The organism is Verrucomicrobiales bacterium (genome assembly GCA_016793885.1).
Classification (GTDB): domain Bacteria; phylum Verrucomicrobiota; class Verrucomicrobiia; order Limisphaerales; family UBA11320; genus UBA11320.
On sequence record JAEUHE010000065.1, the window covers coordinates 1 to 22,367 of the forward strand.

The window sequence follows — 22,367 nt, forward strand, 5'->3', positions numbered from 1 at the left end:
GATGGGGTTGTGGATTCTATGGCGTTTTCCCCAGGGTAGCTCGTTCCTCCCAACCCTGGGCTTTGAGGCGCAATCCCGTTGGGATAGGGAGGAAGCCCTCCGAACTTGTGGGTAATGCTCAGAGAGGGCTGCCGCACTCCATATAGTCCAACTGCCTCGCGAAGCGTTTGGAGTGCTGTAGCCCTCTACAGCTTTTCGGGCACCCCCGGAGGGGGATCCCAGCTCCGCTGGGGGGGGGCAAAGCGGCAGAGGGCTGCCGCACTCCATATAGTCCGACTGCCTCGCGAAGCGTTTGGAGTGCTGTAGCCCTCCACAGCTTTTCGGGCACCCCCGGAGGGGGATCCCCGCTCCGCTGGGGGGACCAAAGCGGCAGAGGGCTGCCGCACTCCATATGTAACGCCCGCGTCGCGGTGTTTACACCAGCGTTGGCTGGCCCTACTCTCAGTTCATACCAATGGCTCCGGGTCCCGTTCTCACCCTACTCGCGATGGCACTGGCAGGTGTTGTCCTGCCAGCGGCTGCCGCGTTGCGTGAGCCGGTTCATCCACGGCGGAACGTGGAGGACTTTGCACCGGTGGATGCCAAATATGTTCGATTCACCGTTCGTGCTACCAATCGAGGGGAACCCTGCTTGGACGAATTGGAAGTCTATGCATCCGGAGGTGGTGATCGCAATCTGGCGCTCGCGGCCAATGGTGCTCGTGCGAGTGCTTCCGGCTCGCTTTCGGGCTATGCGATTCATCAATTGGATGGCTTGAACGACGGTCGGTTTGGCAACGGGCGGAGCTGGATCGCGGATCGAACCGCGGGGGCTTGGGCTCAAATCGAACTTCCGGAGATCACCCGCATCGGTCGGGTGGTGTGGGGGAGAGATCGTGAAGGGAACTTCATGGATCGACTGGCGACCGAGTATGAGGTCCAGGTGGCGACCGACACGAACCGCTGGCGCACGGTGGCCTCGTCCGCCGACCGCGAACCCCTCACCATCGGTGCCAGGCTTTCCGGTGGCGGGTCGATCACTCGGTCGTTGGTGAACCGATTCGTTCCGATGGGCACCTCGTTGTCAGCTGAACCGGGTACGACATCGACCGGGTATCGAATCGACGTGTGGCAAACTTCGGATGGTTTGCCCGGCAACACCGTGACAGCACTGCAGCAGACCCAGGATGGCTATCTCTGGATCGGTACCCTCAACGGCCTCGTGCGGTTCGATGGAATTCGGTTCAAGGTGTTCGGAGAGGCGTCCGCCTTGCCCAACATTCGGGTGTTGGCACTGTTGGCAGCGCGTGACGGCGCGCTCTGGATTGGAACCGAGGGCGGTGGGTTGGTTCAATGGCAGGCAGGGGTTTTTCGCACCTTCGGTCGCAAGGAGGGGCTGCCTAGCGATACGGTGACGACCCTCGCCGAGGATGGCCAGGGGCACATTTGGGTGGGTACATTGGCGGGACTCATTCGCTGGCGGGATGGGCGGTTGGAGGCTCCGTCGAGTGCCGTGAGTGAGGTGGGATTGCCCATCTCGGCAGTTGCGGTGGATCGCGAGAACGGCCTGTGGGTGGTATCTTCCAGCCGGTTGCTCCTGAGCCGCAATCAGGAACCGCTGCTACGACCGGCGGCTTCCGAACCTAGCGCATTCAGCAGTGTGTTGGCCGCAGAGTCGGGGCGGTCGGGGCAGCTGTGGTTTGGGGGCGCGAATGGTTATATCGGGGCGGTGAGCAACGGGACTGTACACGTGTTTCGAGAACAGCCCGGTCAGCTGTTGGAGGCCACGTGGGCGCTTTGCGAGACCCGCAATGGAGATCTCTGGGTGGGGACTGCCAATGGAGGACTCCGTCGCTTGCGCGATGGAAAATTTTCGTCGCTTACTACTCAGGAAGGGCTTTCGGACAATTCCGTACGCTGTCTCTTCGAAGATCGGGAAGGCACTTTGTGGGTCGGCACTGTCGGCGGCGGGTTGAATCGGGTCAAGTCGCGGAAGGTAACTCCCTTCACGACCCGGGATGGCTTGGCTCACAATGTGGTGATGTCGCTGGCGGAGGATGGGGAAGGAACGCTGTGGGTGGGCTCTAACTGCGGTGGCCTCAGCGCACGTCGCAACGGGGTCTTCGGACCCTTCTATGCGAACTACCTGCTCGATAATGAGTGCATTTGGTCGTTGCTGCCGGGAGCGGATGGGTCGTTGTGGGTGGGCACCTGGGGCGGAGGGCTTTTCGAGATCCGAGGCAAGGAGGTGCGGAATTATTCGGTGGTGCGCCCCGGAAACGATGAGCCGGTGGTGGCTTTGGCTGAGGATGGCTCGGGCGGACTGTGGATGGGCACCATGCAGGGTGGGCTGAAGTTGTTTCGCGACGGCACGGTCTCGGCCGGACCTGGCGGGGCAGCTCTCGGGGCTTATCCGGTGACCAGCCTCATTCAGGAGCCGCAAGGACCGTTGTGGGTGGGGACCAGCGGCGGAGGGCTGCATCGGTTGGGGGATGCTCAAGACCGAACGTTTACGCGTCGCGATGGCCTGCCGAGTGACTTCGTGCGCACCCTTTATCTGGATACGGGAGGAGCGCTCTGGATCGGGACCGGGGGAGGGATCGCCCGGTTGGCTGCTGGGAAGCTGGCGGCGTTTACTCGAGCGCACGGACTTCCCGACGAGGTGATCTCCCAAATTCTGGAGGATGATCAGGGGTTCCTGTGGTTTGGATGCAATCAGGGGATTTTTCGCGTATCCCGAGAGGAGTTGGAGTCGGTCGCCCAGGGAACCGCTGCGCGGCTGAATCCCATCGCCTATGGTCGGGCCGAGGGCATGGAAGGGCTCGAATGCACCGGCGGGTTTCATCCGGCCGGGCTCAAGACCCGCGACGGCAGGCTGTGGTTTTCCACCGTGAAGGGTTTGGTGATGGTGGATCCGGCGCACATCTCGCTCAACGAGACGCCCCCTCCCGTGGTCGTGGAGGAGATCTCTGCCGATGGCGTTTTGGTATCAGGAAATCCCGCCGCGGGCGGCGGAGGTGTCAGCGGATCGACAGGGGGAGCTGAACCCGAGATTCGAGTGGGGCCGGGAGTGCAGCGGATGGAGTTTCGCTTTACCGCCTTGAGTCTGGTGGCTCCGGAACGCAATCGGTTTCGTTACCGGCTGGAAGGGTTGGAGGCAGATTGGCTCGATGCAGGTCCGCAACGCTTGGTCGCTTATCCCCGGCTTCCACCCGGTCGTTACGCGTTTCACGTCTCGGCTTGCAACAATGATGGAGTTTGGAGCCGGGCCGGCGCGTCGGTGGGATTTCAGGTGCAGCCCCACTTTTGGCAGACTTGGTGGTTTCGTGTCCTGGCCCTGACGTTGGTACTTGGCGGTGGCGGCTGGTTGGTTCGATCCGTGGCGGTCCATCGGCTTCGCCGCAAGGTTCGTCTGCTGCAGCAGGAGCATGCGGTGGAGCGGGAGCGGACCCGTATCGCTCAGGATATTCATGACGAGCTGGGCGCCACCCTGACTCGGATTGCGCTCCTGACCGAGGTGGGGCTCAAGCATCAGGACAAGCCGGCGGAGGTAACGGCGGCGCTCGGAAAGATATTCTCGACCGCCCGGGAGGCGGTCCGCGCCATGGATGCCATTGTGTGGGCGGTCAACCCGCGCAACGACTCGTTGGATCATTTTGCCAACTACGTCTCTCAATATGCTGAAGAGTTTTTCCGGCCCACTTCCATTCGCTGTCGGCTCGACATCCCGGCCGATCTTCCAGAGCATCCGCTCTCTACCGACGGGCGGCATCAACTGTTCCTCGCGGTGAAGGAAGCGTTGAACAATGTGGTTCGACACTCGGGAGCGACGGAAGTCTGGTTGCGATTGGGTATGCAAGACGGTGAGTTGAGCATCACGGTGGCGGACAACGGACACGGCATCTCTGCCGCCCCTGATGTTGCGGGGCGTCATAATGGTCTGGGCAACATTCGAAAGCGGATCGAAGGGTTGGGCGGACGTTTGGAGATCCAGTCCCGGTCCGAGATCGGGACGGAGCTGAACATTTGTCTGCCGCTCTCCGGACGAGGGAAGGCCAATCTACCATGAGCATCCGGGTGGCCATTGTGGAGGACGACGAGCAGGTTCGGGAACATCTGTCGCGACTGGTGGGGGAGGCCAAGGGATTTGAGTGCGTGGCCACCTTTTGCTCGGGCGAGCAGGCGCTTGAGTCGCTGCCCCGCCGCGCTCCGGATGTCGTGCTGATGGATATCAACCTGCCCGGCATCTCTGGAGTGGAATGTGTGCGTCAGCTCAAGCTCCTCCTGCCTGACGTGCACGTAGTCATGGTCACGGTTTACGACGACAGCGACCGGATTTTTCAAGCCTTGCAGATGGGCGCGTCCGGCTACCTGCTGAAGCTGTCGACGGCCGCTGACATCCTGCATGCGATCGAGGAGGTGCATCGGGGCGGTGCGCCGATGTCGAGTTACATTGCGCGGAAGGTGGTGCAGTCGTTTCGGCGTCAGGGCGCCTCGAGCAAACCTGCTGAGAACCTTTCGAAACGGGAGACGGACGTACTGGACTATGTCTCCCGGGGGTATACCAACAAGGAGATCGCAGAAGCTTTAGGACTCAGTGCGGAGACGGTTCGCGGCTATCTCAAGACCATCTACAGCAAGCTGCATGTCCGTTCGCGTACTGAGGCCGCGATGAAGTTTCGCAGGTGATGAGAGGGGGGAGTACGAGCGGCGAGTTAGGATCCTGACCCCCGACACTTGGCACCTGAGGAGAGCGGATGGGCTTGTCCTAGCGTGAAGGAACAGCGGTGTCGGGCCACCGCGGTCCACAGGGGGAAGCGCTGCGCATGTTTTGACCCTTGGTAACCACGACCAAACTGGTGAACGTACGTTCAGCGAATTGGTCATCGGGAATCCCACCGGGGGAAGCCTCCTCACAACACCTGACCCCTGACATGCCCCCCCCATTCGGGGGGATGGCCATTTCAATGGAACCCATTAGTCTCACTTGCAATGTTCCCCGCAATTCTAGGTTACCTAGCGCTCCTATTCGCGCTCAGTGCTGCACCTTGCGCAGCCGGTGGGGAGATTTGCGTGGAAAACTGCAGTTCCTTTTAAGGTTTTGAAGCCTGTTTTGTTTTGTGTCTCTGTTCCTAGGGTGATATACGGATAGTTGTTCACCCGCACCCGAATTATGAAGCTTTGTACCCTTGGTGTCCTAGTCTGTGCTGTGGTTCTGGTTCCCGCCTCGAGCTTCGCCAACGGTTTGGTCGTTTTCAATGAGGTGATGTATCATCCGGTCGATGAGGAACCAAAGCGGGAGTGGGTCGAGCTCCACAATCAGAACGTGGTGGACGTTGATTTATCGGGTTGGCGGCTGACGGAGGGTATCGGCTACACTTTTCCGACCGGGACTCTGATTCGGGGCGGCGGGTATCTCGTTGTGGCGATTGATCCGGGGACGATGGCGGCCGAGGTTGACGGGGCGAACGTCGTCGGGCCGTTCACCGGACGGCTTTCCAATTCGGGCGAACGTTTGGAGTTGCGGGATCTGAGCGGTCGGCTGATGGATTCACTCAGTTATGGTGTGGATGGCAACTGGCCGGTAGGGCCCGACGGGGGAGGGGTATCCCTGGCGAAACGAAATCCGCGAGTGGCTAGCGACTCATCGAGTGATTGGGGAGTTAGCGCCGAGTTAGGAGGAACCCCCGGACGTGCCAACTTTGCTGGCGCAATCCTCACTGGGCCAGCCATCCAGGAACTCCGGTGGGATGCCGCTTGGCGATATCAGGATGAGGGGGTGGACCTAGGAGATTCTTGGCGTGCCCCTAACTTTGATGCTTCGGCCTGGAAGACGGGTTCTGGACTCTTCGTTTCTGGAGAGACTCCAGTGCCCGGGCCTCGAGGCACTGTTCTGGCGGCAGGTCCCAACACGTATTACTTCCGAACCTCGCTTACGATTCAGGGTGACCCGGCGTCGCGTGTTTGGACGCTGCGTCCCTTGGTGGATGATGGAGCGGTGATTTATCTGAACGGGGTTGAGTCCGCGCGCATCAACATGAGAACTGGCGTGGTGGCCTATGCCACTCAGGCCGCGAGCTCGGTGGGCAATCCTGCGGTAGGTCCAACGTTGACGATACCGGCCAGCCAGTGGGTCGAGGGGGAGAACCAGATCGCCGTTGAGGTTCACCAAAATTCCGGCCTAACGAACTCGGGGTTGCGGGTGATCCCAGTCTCGGGTGTGACCGTGACTTGGGACGGCAAGGATGGTGACTACTTCTCCGCCGCCTCCCCCGCCTCGGCTCCGGCCAACGATGCGTCGACCACGACCGGGACTTTGGCGGTGGGGAGCAGCAACACCAACCTGGTTCGAAACCTGAACGACGGCAGATATGGAGCGAGGTCGAGCTGGACCCCGCTGGGCAGTGACACCTCACCTTTCGTGTATCTCAATTTTAAGCGCCAGATCGGTGTGCTCAGCGTCGCCTGGAGCCGGGACAATGGCGACACGACCGAGTCGGAGTGCGGAGGGACCTGTACGGATGGATCGCTCGGCAACTACACCCTTCAGTACACCCTGGCGGCGGATCCCGCCACCTTGACCGCCACGGGGTCGAATCCCACCAATAGCTGGACCACTCTGGCCACGGTTCAACACCTGAGCGTTCAACCCGGTTTTACCCCGTCGCTGCGGCATCGCTTTGCGCTCGCCACGACCTCAGGGCTGCCCATTCAAGCCACGGCCATCCGACTTCGAGTTCCTGCGGGCGCCAGTGTCGACGAGCTGGAGGTCAACACCCCCTCGCTGAGCAATTCTGACGCTGTGTTTGGAATCGAAGTGGCCTCCGCGCCTCTTCTTCCTCCGCCTCCCGCCCTTCGGTTCAATGAGGTGAGCGACGCGCGGCGTTCGGGCTTCTGGCTGGAACTGATCAATGTGGGAGAAGCCGCCGTGAGCTTGGACGGGGTAGAAATTGTTCGGAGCGGCGGGACCCCAGGTCGGTTTGTCGGGTCAGCGGGCAGCATTAACCCCGGGGAGATGCGCGTGCTGACTCAGGCCGAGCTGGGTTTTTCCGCGGAGGACAATCAGAAGCTGTTCCTTTACGGCGCCGCTGGCAGCGCGCTCCTGGACGCGGTGACCGTGCGCACGCGGGTGCGGGGACGGTCAGCGGATGGTCTTGGCGATTGGCAGTTTCCGGTTGGAGCAAGTCCTGGCGCGTCCAATCGCTTCGCGTTGCAGCGCGATGTCGTGATCAACGAGATCATGTACCGCCACCGACCCATCGATGCTTCGCCTGCCATCGTTTCCAATCTGGTGATGCTTCCGCTCGGTGCGGCTTGGAAGTATCACGATGGTGGGTTGGATTTGGGCAGCGGGTGGCGGAGTTCGAGCTACGACGACTCCCTATGGCCAGCGGGCGATGGTCTTTTCCAGTTTGCGGCGGCGAGCCTTCCCGCGGCTGCTGCTACTACGTTGGCTCCCGGTCGGCAGACCTACTATTTTCGAACCCGATTTCAGCTGAGCCAGGTTGATTCCGATCAGTCTGTTTTCCTCCGTCCGGTGATCGATGACGGAGCGGTCTTCTACCTGAATGGAGAGGAGCTGGGTCGTGTGAACCTCCCGGCCGGCACCATCATTTACAGCACTTCCGCTTCAGAGAACGTCCTCGACGCAGACTTTGGCCAGCCGGTGGTCATCCCGGCGAGCCGTCTTCGAGTGGGAGAGAATGTGCTGGCAGTCGAGGTGCACCAGCGTGTCGGCGCCACGACCTCAACCGGAATCACGATCAACGGTGGCGGGCTCAGGCTCGTCGAGGAGGGCCCGGTGGGCAACACGGCTCCGAACAATCTGGCTCGGGAGGCCGGGGCGTCGCCCTTTGCGATCAATTCCCTGGCCGGCTTCCCGATCCACAATGTGGTTGGCCTGACCGACGGAGTGTATGGCAATGGGAACAGCTGGATCGGCAACAGCGGAACTCCGGGCTACGCGGCCGTACGATTGGCCGGAGTTCGGACGGTGAGTAGTATCGCCTTTGGACGCGACAATCAGGGTACGCTCGGAGACCGGACACTCGGGACCTACACGGTGCAGTATACCGAGGTGGCTTCACCTGACACCACCACCACCGCTACGGGAGACTCCAAAACCGGATGGAAGACCATCGGCACCCTCAACTATCAGTCGGCTGGAAGCGGGCTTTTCTCGAACCCATCGCGACGGCATCGATTTACGTTCAACCCGGTGGAGGCGACGGCGATCCGATTGCTCGTGCCTGCGACTGGGATTGGCGGGGGCACGTGCATCGACGAGCTGGAGATCAACCCGCCGGAGACCGCAGGCGATGTCGTCTTCGGTGCTGAGTTGGTAATGAGCACGACCCTGGCGCCGGCGGTTCCTTTCTCGACCTCCCCGGAAGAGTGGATCGAGCTGCACAATCGGGGCGCCAATCCGGTGGATCTTTCGGGATGGCGCCTGGATGGCGGGATTGACTATGTCTTTCCTGCGGGCGTTACGATTCCAGCCCAGGGTTACATCGTCGTGGCCAGGGAGGCAGCCGCGCTCCGAACGTTGTGGCCTGAAGTGGCCACGCGGATTTGGGGGGATTTTGAGGGGAGACTTTCATCCGGGGAACGAGTGAGCATCAAGGACGCCTTTGGCAATCTCGCCAACGAGGTGCGGGTGTTCGGGGGCGTTTGGAGTGATGGTGGAGGCTCGAGTCTCGAGTTGATCGATCCGCACGCGGACAATGATCACCGGTCTGCCTGGGCGGATAGCGACGAGACGCAACGCAGTGACTGGCAGACCGTGACCTATCGCATGATCTCGGGCCAGCGTTTCGGATCTTCAGATTGGAACGAGTTTCGCATCGGGATGTTGGACGCAGGGGAGTGTTTGATGGACGACATCAGCGTGGTACGGGATCCCAGAGGGGTCCGTCAGCAGCTCATTCAGAACGGAGACTTCGAAGTGACGACGGGGGCAACTCGTTGGCGGTTGTTGGGAAACCACGACGGCAGCCAGATTATCTCCGAGCCAGGAAATCCGGCGAATCATGTGCTCAAGGTGTCGGCCACCGGTCCGGCGCGCACGAGTCACAATCACATTGAGTCTTCCTTCGTCGGGAACACCCGCCTGGTTGATCGTCAGGAATATGAGGTGAGCTATCGTGCTAAGTGGCTGGCTGGCTCCCCGCAGTTGCACACCAGTGCCTATTTTCAGCGCCTCGCTCGCGCAACCCTGCTCACGATGCCTCGGCGCCATGGAACGCCGGGGGCAGTCAACTCGCGTCGAGTGCCGAACGCAGGCCCAGTCCTCTCGCAGCTCCATCATAGCCCACTCACCCCGCGGACCAACGAACCCGTGATCATTACGGTGCAAGCTTCGGATCCCGACGAGGTCGCTTCGGCCATCCTGAGCTACCGGGTCAATCCCGCGGCCACCTACACCAATGTTCCGATGGATCGAGGTCTGGATGGATTGTGGCGCGGGGCCATTCCCGGTTTTGCGGCGGGCAAGGTCGTCCAGTTTTATGTGCGGGCGGAGGATGCCTTGGGTGTCGCCTCGTTCGCGCCGGCCGACGGACCACGATCGCGCGCGCTTTATCAGGTGACAGACAATCAATCGTCGCGAGTTGCCGCTCGGGAGTTTCGGCTGATTCAATTCGACGCCGATCGTGACGCGCTCTTGCGCTCCACGAATGTGATGAGCCAGCAGCGGCAACGAGGCACAGTGATCTACAATCGGAACGAAGTGTTTTACGACATCGGTGTGCGGCTCCATGGCAGCGCAGCCGGTCGGGCTCGAGATGGGGATGACTACATGAGCTATGATGTGGAGTTCTCTCCCGACCAGCTGTTCCGGGGTATCCATAGTCATGTGGGCATTGATCGTTCCGGGCGGGCGCCCAACGTTCGGCAGCAGGACGAGATCTATGTCCTGCACATGTTTCACCGGGCGGGGCTCCCGTGTCATCGGGTGGACTTGTGCTACTTCATCGCTCCGCGAACCGGGCATACCGGGCCGGCGATCCTGCAGTTGGGCGCGTATGACGGCCTGTTTGTGGAGGAGCAGTTTGGAGAGGACGGAGCCGTCTATAATCTGGACCTTACCTATGAGCCGAGCACGACGGTGAACGGCAACTATGAATCCCTGAAGCTGCCGGTGCCGCTGCAGGCGCATATTGGGACAGATTTCGCGGACCTCGGCGACGACAAGGAGCAGTATCGGTATCCTTTCAACACCCGACTCAACGAGCGGGCCGATGATTTCTCGGGGATCATGAGGCTGTGCAAGACAATGGGGGCGCCGCAGGTTCAGTTCAATGCGCAGATCGGAACCGCCTTGGATGTCGACCGCGCGGCGCGTCACACCGCCCTGACCATCCTGTGTGGCATTGGTGACAACTACTTCAGTTCTACGCCGAGCCTGCCGCACAACGCCCGCATTTTCACTCCTTCCGATGGCGGGATGGCATCGTTTCTACCCTGGGACATGGACTTCGTGTTCACTCAGCCGACGGATTCCTCCATTTTTCCAACCACCTCTGCCAACATCTCGAAGCTGATTAATTTTCCGGCGACGCGACGTCTCTATCTCTGGCATGTCAACGATCTCTGCCAGGGAGCATTCAATTCCGGATATCTCGGTCCTTGGCTCGCCCACTATGGGACAGTGGTCGGCCAGAACTATTCAGCGGCCTCGACCTATATTCAGAGTCGCCGCGCTGCAGCTCTGCGGCAGCTGCCAGTGGCCGTTCCCTTTGCGATCACTAACAACGGGGGCAACTCCTTTGAGGTGGCGACCAATCAGGTCACGCTTTCGGGCACCGCTTGGATTGACATTCGGGCGTTGCGGTTGGCGGGGAATAGCAACTCGCTGGCGGTGAACTGGGTGGATGTGACTCGCTGGCAGGTAACACTGCCACTCGCGCGGGGGGCGAACAGCCTGGTTCTGGAGGCTATGGGGGCGGGCACGAACATTGTGGCGGTGGATCAGATTGTGATCACTAGCACCGCATCGGGAGCGGATGCCGACCTGGATGGCGACGGGATGCCCGATGAATGGGAGCTCGCGAACGGGCTTAATCCAGCGGTGGCTGACGCGACGGGTGATCTGGATGCGGACGGGTTGAGCAACCTGCAGGAATACATCGCCGGAACCAATCCGCGCGACCTCGGAAGCTCCTTGCGGTTGACGGTTCTGTCGGAGTCGGGAGCGCTCCAGCTCCGTTTTTCGGCCTTGGCTGGCCGCACCTACACCGTGTTTCGACGGAGCCAGATCGCGGATGGAGAATGGGTCGCGTTCGCGCAGATCCCCTCCGAACCGAATGACCGCGCCATTTCCACTGAAGTTCCTGCCGGGTTGCCGGGGGTGAGTCAGTATTTCCGTCTGGTCGTTTCGAAGCCCTAGCGGCGGATGCCGCCGCCAGAAGGCACTGCGTGCCTAGAGATAACAGCCTTCTGGTATCCAAGGGCTTTGGCCACGAGTTTCGGGACAGGCCGTTGGTCGTGCATGTAATTTCGAGTTCATTTTTTGGAATCGTTCAGTCAACAACCCAAAACAAGAAAGGTCAGAGAGATGAATCTGCATACTCACACGTTCAGCTCAGTATCCTGCCGTCTCCGCGGTTGGAGCGCAGGGCTGGCAGTTGCCGGCCTGATGCCGGCCCTGGTCGGTCAACTCGAAGCGGCCCACCCCCGAGTGATCCTTACTCCGTCCCCCGGCTTTTCCATTAGCTGGGATGGAAACAACGGTGGGTACAGCAGTCCGGACGCCGGAGCCTCTGCTCCCGACAATGAGGCCAGTGTCGGCCGGGGTTCGATACCTCTCGGCAGCTCCGAGCTCGGGTTGGGATCTCACCTGATCCAGCACATTAACGACGGTTTATATGGCAACTCGCACAGCTGGATTTCGGATCGCGGCACCGGTGGCGGAACCGATCCAGACCCGTTTTTCGGGGTTGTTTTTCCAGCGCCGGTGGCGTTGCAAAGCATCGCGTGGGGCCGGGACAATGGAGATGCCGTTGAAGGAGCATGCGGGGGAACGTGCCGCGATCGGAACGTGGGCATCTACACACTCCAGTTCACCCAGGTCTCCGGGCCGGCCATCGACACCGCTGAAACCGGTGACCCAGCGACCGGTTGGGCAAACATTGGGACTGTGGAATACGCGGCTGGAACGGACTCGCGGGAGTTTTCCGGGTATCTGCGTCACCGGTTCGAGGTTTCGCAAGGCGGAGCGGCGTTCAATGCCTCCGCCATTCGAATCAAGGTCTCCGATGGCCTGACGTGTGTGGATGAGCTGGAGGTGAATCCGCCGGAGGATCCGATCCCGCCTCTGAGCAACTTTCTGGTCATTGCCAGTCAGCCCGGGTTCAGCATCGACTGGGATGGCAACAACGGAAAACTGAACGATCCTTCGACCCCCGCCTTGGCACCCCAGAATCGCGCTAGCGTATCGACGGGAACCAAGGCCTTTGGAAGCAGCGAGCTTGGGCTGAATACGCACTTCATCACGAACGTGAACGATGGTCTCTATGGAAATGCGCACAGTTGGATCTCGGCGAACGGCATTGGAGGCGCCACCGATCCTGATCCTTACGTCGGTCTCAACTTCGGCGGGCTCATCGAGCTGAAGCGCCTGGCCTGGAGCCGCGACAATGGCGACGTGGCGGGCGACTGCTGCGGAGGGACTCTGACCGACCGAGCGGTCGGTGTGTACACCCTCCAGGTCACTCGGGTTAACAATCCTGGCACCGCCACTGCTGACACGGGCGATGCGGCCACGGGATGGGCGACTGTTGGTACTTTCGAGTATAAGGCAGATGGCGAGCCTTTCACCACGGCGCTCCGCCACCGCTATGGGCTGGCACTCTCTGCCGGCGGTGGCATTCCAGCGACCGGGCTGCGCCTGAAGGTTTCCAAGGGCGACATGGCCATCGATGAAATCGAAGTCAACCCGTTCATCGCCGTTGAGGAGGATCTGGGCGACGCTGTGGTCATGACTCCTGAGGGGACCTACAGCATTGCCTGGGATGGAAACGACGGTGAGTACAACAGTCCTCTCGCCGGCGCACGCGCTCCGGCACACGATGGCCTGGCCTCGCGCGGAGCTGCGGCGATTGGCAGCAGTGAGTTGGACTTCGGCATTCATTTCATCCGAAACATCAATGACGGGTTTTATGGAAACAGCAGCAGCTGGATCTCGGATCGCGGGGTAGGGGGGGGGAACGACCAGGACCCGTGGGTCGGTCTCGCTTTGGGACGTGAGGTTCTCATCAGCACCCTGGCATGGGGACGCGATAACGGCGATGCCACTGAGGGCGGATGCGGCGGCACCTGCACGGATCGATCCCTGGGCATTTACACCATTCAGGTGACCCGAATTCCGGCACCCGACAAGGAGACCCTGGAGACCGGCGACGCGTCCACGGGATGGGAAACGGTCGGTACGGTGGACTATCGCCGCGCTGTCGCTCCTGCGTTCAATCCCTCGCTGCGCCATAGTTTCCTAGTCGCCAAAGACGGTCAGCCGATTGCGGCGACCGGCGTTCGCGTCAAGGTTTCGGACGGCAACCGCGCGATCGATGAGCTGGAGGTGAACCCGAGTTCGGCCACCACGGCTCCTCCGGTCACGGATCTGCTGGTCATCAGCCCGGCCTCGGGATTCGGAATCAGCTGGGATCGAAACGACGGCGATTTCGCGAACCCGGTCGCAGGGGCTTCTGCTCCTCGCAATCAAGCTTTGGCCACTCGTGGTGCTGTGGCCTTCGCCAGCAGTGAGCTGGACTTCGGTGTGCACTTTGTCCGGAACTTGAATGACGGCTTGTATGGGAACAGCCACAGCTGGATTCCCGACTTCGCGGCGAAGCCCGATGCCAATCCGTTCTGCGGTATCAAGTTCGCTGGGCAGAGGCTCGTCCGCAGCATCGCCTGGGGACGCGACAACGGCGACGCCACTGAATCCGCCTGTGGAGGCACTTGCAACGATCGGGCTCTCGGTCTTTACACACTCCAGTTTACCCGAGTGGAAAACCCGGGACTAGACCTGGCGGAGACAGGCGATGCCGCCACGGGTTGGGAGACGATCGGAACGGTGAATTACAAGGCCGCCTTTGCCAGTGTGTTCAACCCGCACCTGCGTCATCGCTTCGATGTCAGCCAGGGCGGATCGCCGCTGGTGCTTTCGGCTTTGCGAATCAAGGTGCCCAACAACCAGATCGCCATCGACGAAATCGAAGTCAATCCCTTCCCCAGCGCTGATGAGAATGTTCTCCTGATGCAGCCAGAGGAGGGTTTTTTTATCGAATGGGATGGCAATAACGGCGATTTCAACTCGCCCTCTACCCCCGCCCTGGCGCCTGACAACGATGCGTTGGCGAGCAACGGAGCGACCGCGTTCGGAAGCAGCCAGCTCGACTTTGGCGTTCACTTCATTCCCAACATCAATGACGGGATGTATGGCAATGCACACAGCTGGATCGCCGACTTTGCAGCCACGGCGGATGCAGCTCCGGCCATTGGCGTGAGCTTCGGCCGTACGGTGGCGGTTGGCAGCATCGCGTGGGGACGAGACAATGGCGATGTCGCTGGTGATTGCTGCGGCGGGACACTCATCGATCGAGCGGCGGGTGCCTACACGCTCCAGTTCACTCAGGTTGAAAGCCCGAACAATGACACCCCGGAAACCGGAGATCCCAGCACAGGATGGGCCAACATCGGTCGGGTGACCTATCGAGGGGCAGGTTCGGCGGCCTTCCGTCATCACCTGCGTCATGAGTTCACGGTGAAGCAGAACGATGCACCGATTCCTGCGACGGGCATCCGCTTGCGGGTCTCCAGCAATCAGATCGCCATCGACGAGCTGGAAATCAACACCCGGGTTCCAGTGCCGCGTCCGGTCATGTCGATCGTCCGGGATGGGAACGTCGCCGTCCTGAGCTGGCGCGGGGGCGGGGCTTTGGAAGTCGCCCCGGAGCCGACCGGCCCTTGGACATTCGTGGGCAACGTGACGAATCCGACGCGAGTCCCGCTCGACAATCCGAACCGCCAGTTCTTCCGCGTTCGGTAAGGACTACTTGAACTCATCTCCAGCCCGGCATTGATTCGAAAGAATCGGTGCCGGGTTTTTCCATTCGAGAGGCGGGTTGAGTGAGGGGTTACCAAGCCTGGCGGCCTGGGTACGGCGAGATGGTGGTAGGAACTGGATTCGAACCAGTGAAGGCGTAAGCCAGCAGATTTACAGTCTGCCCCCGTTGGCCACTTGGGTATCCTACCCGCCGTCTCTTGTCCATCGGACGAAGAGCGGCCAGATTAAGCCAAAGCCAGGGGTATCTTGTCAATGGAAGGAACTAGCTGTTTTTAGGTCGCGATTTAGCTCGCCGACCCGGCTTCGGTGATGGCGGCCTCCAGGATGGTTAGAGCGCGGTCCATTTCTTGCCTCGAGATGGTCAAGGCGGGGGTCAGTGTGAGGATGTTTCCCATGGTGATTTTGAAGCTGAGTCCCTTGGAAAAGCAGGAATACATGACTCGTTCAGCAAGTTCTGCCGCGCGGGAATCGGAGCCGTGGCTTGAACCCAGCACGACGCCCATCAAGAGGCCCAGCCCTCGCACTTCGGCGATTACTGGGTGCCGAGCCTTCATGGCTTGCAGCCGTCCCAGCGTGTAGGCCCCCAGCTCGGTCGTTCGGGCGAGGAGGTTTTCCTTGTGAATAATGTCGAGGGTGGCCAACCCCGCCGCGCAGGCCACGGGATTCTTCTCGTGGGTGTAGTGGCCGAGCGCGCGGTCTTGCATCGCGCTATTCAGTGAGTCCCTGGCCAGGAGCGCTGCGAGCGGGAACACGCCTCCTCCGAGTCCCTTGCCCAGCACCAGCATGTCGGGAACCACATCGAAATGCTCGACGGCGAACAGGCGTCCCGTTCGTCCCAGGCAGGTCGGGATCTCGTCCAAAATCAACAAGGCGCCATGACGGTCGCAAGCGGCTCGGATCCGCTTCCAGTAGTCGAGCGGCGGGATGAAGGGAGTGCACCGCACGGTTTCCGCGATCACGGATGCGACATCCCCCTCTTTCTCCATGACATACTCCACATAGTCGGCGCAGCTGAGGTTGCACGAGCCGGCGCAACGAAATGGGCACTCGCTGGGGTTGGGGGGCGGGACATGCTCGCATCCGGGTAGCAGTGGGCCGCACCCCTTGCGAAACATAGCCTCGCCACCAACCGAGATGGCATCGAGCGAGGCTCCATGGAACGAATCCCACATCGAGATGGTTTTGTAGCGTCCGGTGGCAACTCGAGCGAGCTTGATGGCCATGCCGATGGCCAGGCTGCCGGCCGGGGCAAAGAGGACGCGTTTCAGATCGCCGGGAGCGAGCTCGGTTAAGCGTTTGGCCAGCTCGATCGCCGGAACGTTGGTGTAGCGTCGTGGGCAGAAGGACAGTTCTTGGAGCTGGTGAGTGATGGCCTCGATCACTTCGGGATGAGCGAAACCTACCTGGTGCACATTGTTGCCATGAAAGTCGAGCAGCGTGCGCCCCCGAGTATCGGTGAATTCCGGGCCTTTGCAGCCGGTCAACACATTCAGGCAGGGCGTCGAGAGAGACTGATGAAGAAAGTAGCGCGCATCCTCCGCCAGCAAGGCTCGGGTCTCGGCATCGATGTGCTGCGAGGACCAGGCCTTCCGTTGCGGGGATTGGTTGAGATCCCCCTCGGACCTTAGCCCTTCCAGCGGATCTAGGGAATCAGACATAGGTCCTCTCCGCGTGAGGGTGGGCGTTTACTTCATTCATGACAGCTAAATCTTGCGGCGGGGCGGATCACCAGGGAAGGCTGAACGTTTTGACGAAACTAAAACACTTAATGGCTTCGATGACTCCCTCCTTAATGCCGAGCCCGCTGTCCTTGATTCCGCCAAACGGGCTGCTCTCGATGCGGAAGCCCGGCACTTCGTTGATGTTCACCGTGCCACATTTGAGGCGCTTGACCGCCTGGAGTGCGGAGTCGAGAGAGCGGGTGACCACTCCCGAACTGAGCCCGAAGGCGGTGCTGTTGGCGAGTTCGATGGCATCGTCGAGGCTCTTGATGGCCAAGATGGGCGCCAGTGGGCCGAAGCTTTCGCAATCGACCATGCGGCAACCGCGTGGGACCTGGCTGATGACCGTGGGAGGATAGAGGGCGCCCCGGCGTTCTCCCCCAATCAGCACTCGAGCCCCGGCGGCGACTGCTTCCTTGACCACTGTGTCGAGATAGATGGCGGAGTTTTCGTCGATTACCGTCCCGACGCGAGTCGCCTCGTCCAAGGGATCGCCACAGACGTATTCCCGGGTTTTGGCCACCAGGCGATCGGTGAACTCCGCCAGGATTTTCTGGTGGATGAGCAGCCTCTTGACGGCGGTGCAGCGCTGTCCGGAATTGCGATAGCTACCCTCGGCGGCCAGATGCACAGCCAGATCCAGATCGGCATCCTCCAGGACAATCAGCGGATCGTTGCCGCCGAGCTCCAGCACCAGCTTTTTATAGCCGGCATTGGCCGCGATCCGTTTGCCGACCTCGACACTTCCAGTGAAGGACACCAGTTCCACGCCGGGATCGACAACCAGCGGCTCTGTGACTTCCGAACGCGACCCCAGCAGCACGCTCAACATGGGTCCTGGCAACCCAGCCTCGTAGAGCAGTTCGGCGAACTTCAGGGCAGTCAATGGCGTCTTTTCCGACGGTTTGAGGATGATCGGGGTGCCCGCGGCGATGGCGGGCGCGAGCTTATGCGCCACCTGGTTCAGCGGGTGGTTGAAGGGCGTGATGCAGACGGCGCAGCCCAGGGGTTCCCTGAGGGTGAAGATTTTGCGCTCCTTCCCCTGCGGTGAGACGTCGCAGGAAAAAATCTGGCCGTCATCACGCAACGCTTCGATCGAAGCAAAGCGCAATACGTCCAACGCACGGCCGGTTTCATAGCGACCTTCCCGAATGCAGAGCCCCGCCTCGCTGGCGATGAGGTGTGCGAATTCATCGCGTCGGGCCTCGAGCAGCAGCCGGGCCTTGTCGAGGATCATCGAGCGTTGGTAGCGTGACGGGGTTTCCTTGAAGGCACGGGCGGCCGCGATCGCTTCTTCTGTCTGGGCATGAAGGGCCAAGGTCACCGTGCCCACGACAGCCCCGTTGTAGGGGCTTTTCACCGTCAATTCAGGGCCGGCCGTGGCGGGCTTTCCGGCAACATAGCAAGGGAGCTTCAGCATAGATCGGGTTCTCAATTAGTCGCACTGGATACCATTTAGGGTGAAATCGAAGATCTGGTAGTTACGGGGATCGCCCAATGCCCGGGTGGCGTAGGCGGGGCGCAGCGGGGCGCTGAAGAGGAAGGGCACCATCTCCTCGTATCGCCCGCCATGGGAGCGCAAGCCGCCTTCGATGGCTTTGAGATCGTGATACTCGGGAGTGCGGCCCAGCACCGCATCCCGACCAGAGCATACCACCAGATCCCCCATGCGGTCCGATGGAAGCTCCATCAATCGGGCGGCTGTGCTGCGGTCCAAAACCTCGGAGACCCCGCGTTGCTTCAGCAGCCAGGCGCTCACTTCGGCGAGGGCGGGGGCGGAGGTCAAAGCCGTCGGCACATGGACCTGAGCGAACGAGCCGAGTGCTCCATGGTGAACGACGTAGGGATCGGTGATGGGCAAGATCACCCGGAATCCTGGGCCAAATTTTTGAACCAGCTCGCTCTCCAGGTAGAACACGTTGGGTGAACCGTCCGCATTCTGCTTGGCATTCATCCCATGGTCGGCGGTGATGCCGAGCACTGCGCCCAGCTTCAGCATGCGGCCGATCTCGGCGTCGATGCCGGCGTAGAAATCCACTGCTTCCGCTGCAGCCGGCGCATATTTGTGCTGCATGAAGTCGGTGGTGGAGAGGTAAAGGAAATCGGCGATCCCCTTTTCGATCAGGGCTGTGCCTGCCTTCAGCACGTAGAGGCTCGCATCGCCACTGTAGATCTGCGGGGTCGGCCCGACCAGTGATTCGACCTTCTCGATGCCGTGAGTGGGCATCGCCGCCTGGCCCGCCTTCTCGGAGGAGAAGGCGATTCCCCCCTTCTGCAGGAGGCCGGATGCAAAGATGTCGCGCAGCTTCTCCTTGGCGGTCACCACGGCGACCTTCCTTCCGGATTGCGCGGCGGCCGGGAACAACGTTTCACAGCGGAGGAACTTGGAGGAGTTCATCATGACCTCCTGGCCGATGGAGGTGTCGAAAAAGAAATTTCCTCCGATCCCGTGCACGCTGGGGGGCACTCCGGTGACGATCGAGCTGTTGTTCACGTTGGTGAACGATGGCATTGCCCCGCGAGCGACCCCGCGGTAGCCGCTGAGGATCATGCCTTTCAGGTTTGGCATTCGATCGCGAATGAGCGCGGCGTTGAGATACTCATCGGAGGATCCGTCCAAGCAGATCACTGCCACCGGGCGAGCTGGTGGGGTGTATTGGATGCCATTGGCGGAAAACGGCTGACGCGTGGGATGGGGCATGGGCAGTGTTTAGGGTAATGGGTCTGGTTGAAAGTCAGGGCAGGTGGTTTCCGGTCGTGGTGGTGGTCGTGAATGCCATGGCGATGCGCGTGGGGCTTAACGACTCAGGGCACCTTCAGTTCCAGTTCTCGAACCGTCTCGGCGACCGCGCCCAACAGGCCGCGCATGTCCGCTTCGAAAAGTCGCCCGATGTTCCCGATGCGGAAGAGATCAGCCTGGCTGATCTTCCCCGGGTAGATGATGTACCCCTTGTCGCTGAGGCTGCGGTAGAAGCGATCAAACGTGAAGCGGGGATCGGAGGGAAAATAGAAGCTGGTGATGATATAGCTTTGGACCTCGGCGGGCAGATAGGAGCGGAAGCCAAGACGTTTCATGCCTTCGACGAGCACGGCATGATTTCGCTGATATCGGAGCGCGCGGCCGGCGATGCCTCCCTCCTGGTGCAGTTCGACCAGCGCCTGCTCGAAGGCCAGCAGGCTGTGGGTGGGGGGAGTGTAACGGAACTGGCCGTTTTTCTCGAATCCTTTGAGCTGCGCCACCAGATCCAAGCTCAGGCTGCGCGCCCACCCTTCACATCCGAGCAGCAGCTGACGACGGCAAATGACGAAGCTGAAGCCCGGCACACCTTCGATGCACTTGTTGGCGGATGAGATCAGGTAATCAATCCCGCAAGCCTCGAAGTCGATGGGGATCGCGCCAAAACTGCTCATGGCATCCACGATATAGACGCGCCGGTGCTTTCGGGCCACTTCCCCGATGGGCTGGATCCGGTTCAGGACGCCTGATGTCGTCTCGCAGTGGACGGCCATGACGTGGGTGATGGCTGGATCTTGTGCGAGAAGCTGATCGAGCGCGGCGGGATCGGGCGGGGTGTCTTCGCCGGTCCGTAGCACGACGTGATCGATCTTGGCGTGCTTCAGCATGGTGGCGGCCCTTTCGCCATAGGCTCCGTTGGCGAGCACCACGACCTTACCTTGGGGAGGCACGCAGGTCAGAAACACGGCTTCCACGCCAAAAGTTCCGCTGCCCTGCATCAGCACCGCTTCCCATCCACTCTCACGGGACACTCCCGCCAGCGCGAGCAGCGCTTCGCGGATGGCGCTCACTCGCGCATTGAATTCGAAATGCCACGATCCGGCATCGTGGAGCATGGCCGACTTCACCGAAAGTGAGGTCGTCAACGGCCCGGGGGTAAACAAAGTCTTGTCTCGATCGGTCACTAGCACATCGGCTCGCTTCATAACGTGGCCCTGTTGTAGCGGGGCGGCTCGAGTTTGGGAATACTCAACTGGAGATTGTGTGTTGGATGGAACGAGGCTAGGCTGGTTTAGACCGCCTGGTCCGGCTGTTTTGTGTCAGGTGGATCCGCTGGCAGGTTCATTGATCATGCGAACGATGGTTCGATTCGGGCTCTGGATGAATGTTTCGAGTGTGAGCGCCTCTCAGCAGGCCTCCGCTCGTGAATTTTCTTCATGCTTTCCATGGGCCTCCCCGCATGGAGTTCCGCCTTCAGGCGGTCTCCGGACGGCTCTCCGTGCAGGGTTCGCAGCTCGCGTGTGCTCGGCGCTTCTCGTTTTGCTCTGCGGGTTTCCTTCTTTGCGCGCCGCCGAGCCGGTGACACGAATCAGCCTTTCCCAACAATTTGTGGTTCGCGGCGTGCCGATCGACACACCACTCGCGATTCGGCCCAGTCTAGGTAGCGATCAGATGAACCTGGAGCCGGCCACCGCCGTGGTTTCCTGCGAGCGCATCAAGGAACAGGTGTTGCGGGAGTTGGGTGCCGCCGATCAATGGAAAGGAAAGATCTATTTGCGGCTGCACCCTCGATTGAGCGATGAGGAGCGTGTGATGGTGGATGCTCAATCGCGAGCCGAAGGATGGGTGTATTTCGTGGACATGCCCGCCTTGATCAGCCGAAGGCGATTCCTCAACTCGATGGTGCAGATCATTCTGTTTGAGTGGGCCAATCGCGGGGCTCAAACGGTCCCGTCCGAACTGCCGCCGTGGTTGGGTGAAGGTCTGGCGGGACTGCTCGAGGCTCGAGGTATAATGAGTCTCTTTGCTGAACCCTTCAGCCGACGGATCGAGATCCAGCGCTGGGAGGTCGCTGCGTTGGAACTACGCAAGCGGTTTCAAGCCACCCCGCCGCTGTCTTTCGATCAGCTGAGCTGGCCGCTGAAGAACCCCGATGCTGCTCAGGCAGACCATTACCGGGCTTCGGCCCATTTGCTCGTGGCCGAGTTGCTCCGTATGGAAAACGGTCCGCGGAACCTGGTCGGCTTGTTGCAGGGACTGCACCAGAACCTCAACTGGCAGACGACGTTTCTACGGGCTTTCGGAGCCCGCTTTAGTCGTCTGGTCGATGTCGAGAAATGGTGGACTGTGGCGGTCATGCACTTCTTGGGTTTGGATGAGAGCCGTCGGATGGCTCCGGAGGATGTGCTGGGACAGCTTCATGAGATTCTCATCGTACCGCTTGATGTTCAGGTGAATACGAATCGCATTCTCAACGCCGCCCGGGCTACTCTTCAACAGATCATCCCGGAATGGGAAGTGCACCGGCTGGACCCCGTGCTTTACCGCAAGATTGCTCAACTGGAAGGCCTGCAGTGGCGTAGCCCACAGCCCGTTTCCGGGCTGGTCGCGAACTATCGGGCGGTGCTGTTAGACTTCATCGCCCGACGCAATGCCGCCAGCGGCACGACCCGGAGTCGGAATGAGGTTTTGCCCAATGCCAAGATCGTGCAAAACAAAGTGATTCAATCACTTACATTGCTGGATCAGGAGCGTGTCCGGCTGGCCGCGAGTTTGCAGCCCGCCACTACCTCCGATAAGCCGGTCGGGGGTACGAATGGCGTGGCCGGACCGCCGAGGTCGCCTTGACACACCATTGACTCGTCCT

The 22,367-nt window shown here is 60.8% G+C and carries 9 protein-coding genes and 1 tRNA gene; 5 read left to right on the forward strand and 5 right to left on the reverse strand.

The features are described from left to right. Positions 1–487 precede the first annotated feature (487 nt). The 4 genes from JNN07_08200 to JNN07_08215 all read left to right on the forward strand — a co-directional run bounded on the left by JNN07_08200 (position 488) and on the right by JNN07_08215 (position 15,025). Positions 488–4,048: a histidine kinase gene (locus JNN07_08200; GenBank protein ID MBL9167708.1), complete on the forward strand. Its 3,561-nt coding sequence runs from the start codon at positions 488–490 to the stop codon at positions 4,046–4,048. After that, positions 4,045–4,668 (forward strand): response regulator transcription factor, encoded by a 624-nt coding sequence (locus JNN07_08205; protein MBL9167709.1) that lies wholly within the window; start codon positions 4,045–4,047, stop codon positions 4,666–4,668. The genes JNN07_08200 and JNN07_08205 overlap by 4 nt, the downstream gene beginning before the upstream one ends. Positions 4,669–5,152: 484 nt before the next feature. Continuing rightward, positions 5,153–11,365, forward strand: coding sequence for a lamin tail domain-containing protein (locus JNN07_08210; GenBank protein ID MBL9167710.1), 6,213 nt, complete (start codon positions 5,153–5,155; stop codon positions 11,363–11,365). A gap of 168 nt (positions 11,366–11,533) precedes the next feature. Continuing rightward, complete coding sequence (locus JNN07_08215) at positions 11,534–15,025, forward strand: hypothetical protein (protein MBL9167711.1); 3,492 nt, start codon at positions 11,534–11,536, stop codon at positions 15,023–15,025. Positions 15,026–15,145: 120 nt separating this feature from the next. Here JNN07_08215 and JNN07_08220 read toward each other — a convergent pair. The 5 genes from JNN07_08220 to JNN07_08240 all read right to left on the reverse strand — a co-directional run bounded on the left by JNN07_08220 (position 15,146) and on the right by JNN07_08240 (position 20,706). Beyond that, positions 15,146–15,231 (reverse strand) — tRNA-Tyr (locus JNN07_08220). Between the two features lie 96 nt (positions 15,232–15,327). Then, complete coding sequence (locus JNN07_08225; protein MBL9167712.1) at positions 15,328–16,701, reverse strand: aspartate aminotransferase family protein; 1,374 nt, start codon at positions 16,699–16,701, stop codon at positions 15,328–15,330. Positions 16,702–16,768: 67 nt separating this feature from the next. Continuing rightward, positions 16,769–18,184, reverse strand: coding sequence for a phosphonoacetaldehyde dehydrogenase (gene phnY, locus JNN07_08230; protein MBL9167713.1), 1,416 nt, complete (start codon positions 18,182–18,184; stop codon positions 16,769–16,771). A 15-nt stretch (positions 18,185–18,199) separates the two neighbouring features. Next, positions 18,200–19,465, reverse strand: a complete 1,266-nt coding sequence (phnA, locus tag JNN07_08235; protein MBL9167714.1) for a phosphonoacetate hydrolase — start codon at positions 19,463–19,465, stop codon at positions 18,200–18,202. 104 nt (positions 19,466–19,569) lie between these two features. Continuing rightward, complete coding sequence (locus JNN07_08240) at positions 19,570–20,706, reverse strand: 2-aminoethylphosphonate--pyruvate transaminase (protein MBL9167715.1); 1,137 nt, start codon at positions 20,704–20,706, stop codon at positions 19,570–19,572. A gap of 313 nt (positions 20,707–21,019) precedes the next feature. Here JNN07_08240 and JNN07_08245 point away from each other — a divergent pair, with 313 nt between their 5' ends. Further along, a complete protein-coding gene (locus tag JNN07_08245; protein MBL9167716.1) occupies positions 21,020–22,348 on the forward strand; it encodes a hypothetical protein in 1,329 nt (442 codons plus the stop codon). Positions 22,349–22,367 lie beyond the last annotated feature (19 nt).